The organism is Pseudomonas sp. 3JA (assembly GCF_036961705.1).
GTDB classification, from domain to species: Bacteria; Pseudomonadota; Gammaproteobacteria; order Pseudomonadales; family Pseudomonadaceae; genus Aquipseudomonas; species Aquipseudomonas fluorescens_Q.
Map to the genome: position 1 here is coordinate 1 of NZ_JBAMDJ010000097.1, position 1402 is coordinate 1402.

Annotated in this window: 1 pseudogene; it reads left to right on the forward strand. The window is 60.0% G+C overall.

Features of this window, described 5'->3' with window-relative positions:
* Positions 1-1402 (forward strand): annotated as a pseudogene (locus tag V7773_RS30195) (sugar-binding protein); the annotation flags it as partial.

Consider the following 1402-nt stretch of genomic DNA (forward strand, 5'->3'; position numbering starts at 1 on the left):
ACTCCAATGCCTTCAACTTCATGAGTTTCCTGTCCGCCAGCGTCGACCCGCGCACCGGTCAGTACACCATCGCCATCGACCTGCCGGAACTCAAGACCAACGACCTATGCGGTCCCGCCGTACCGCTGAAACTGGTGTTCAACCCCCTCAACAAACTGGACTCGGGTTTTGGCGTCGGCTGGAACCTCAACCTGTCCCAGTTCACTCCCGGCGACCGCATCCTCGCCCTGTCCACCGGCGAAACCTTCAAGGTCACCGGCAGTGGTACCACGCCTGAGATCAAGGAAAAGAAACTCGACAGTTTCCACTTCTTCAATGACGGCAACGACATCTACCGGGTCGTGCACAAGGCCGGCTTGATCGAAACCCTGAAGGTCGGTGGCAGCGGCGATGAAGAGGTCGCCCTGCCCGTGCAGATCCATGCCGCCTCCGGGCACAAGGTCGATTTGTCCTACACAGGCTTTGGCAACGGTCAGCGCCTGGAATCGATCAGCGACGACTTGGGCTCGCTGCTGCAGATCAACCGCTCCAGTGATGACTCCTGGGTCGAGTTTCTCCTGCACCCGGAGGCCGGCCCGGGCGGCAAGCCGCTGGCGCGCTTCGAACTCAAGCTGAACCCCAGGCGTGAGGTGGTCGAGATCATCCTGCCCACCGTGGAGAAGGCCAGCTGGCGTTTCGACTATCAGCAGGTGCGCGGCCTGAGCTGCATCACCGAGGTCAAGACCCCGGTCGGCGGGCGCGAAGCCATCGAATATCTCGACGACGGTCATCCTTACCCGGGCAATACCGGGCGGGTGAACCTGCCACGGGTCACTCGCCATCAACTCTTCCCCGGCTTCGGGCAACCGCCGATGGAAGTGACCTACGAGTACACCCTGGAAAACTTCATCGGCAACGGCTCCAATATCAATTGGGAAAGCAACGGCCTGGACCAACTGTACAAGACCGATCGCAGTTACACCTACGGCTCTACCGCCAAACATAAAGTCGGCGGCGGGACAGTGCGCACGGTGCAGCGCACCTTCAACAGCTTTCACCTGCTCACCGAGGAACGCACCACCCAAGGCGATTGCGTGCAGCGGCTGATCAACACTTATCACACCGTTGAAGGGACCTTCGAGCAACAACCGGCGTATTTCCAACTGCCCAAGACCGTGGAAAAGCGCTGGGAACTCATCAGCGATGTTACCCAGGCCCGCAGCGAAACCCTGACCACCCACTACGACAACTTCGGCAACCTGCTGGAGGAATCCGAGCCTAACGGTGTGCGCACCGTGTACGAATACTACCCGGTCGATGGTTATGAGGACGACGATGGTGACGTGCACTGCCCCAAGGACCCGCAGGATTTTGTACGTAACCTGCGCAGCCAGACGGTGTACCCGGCTGAGGGTCATGAAGG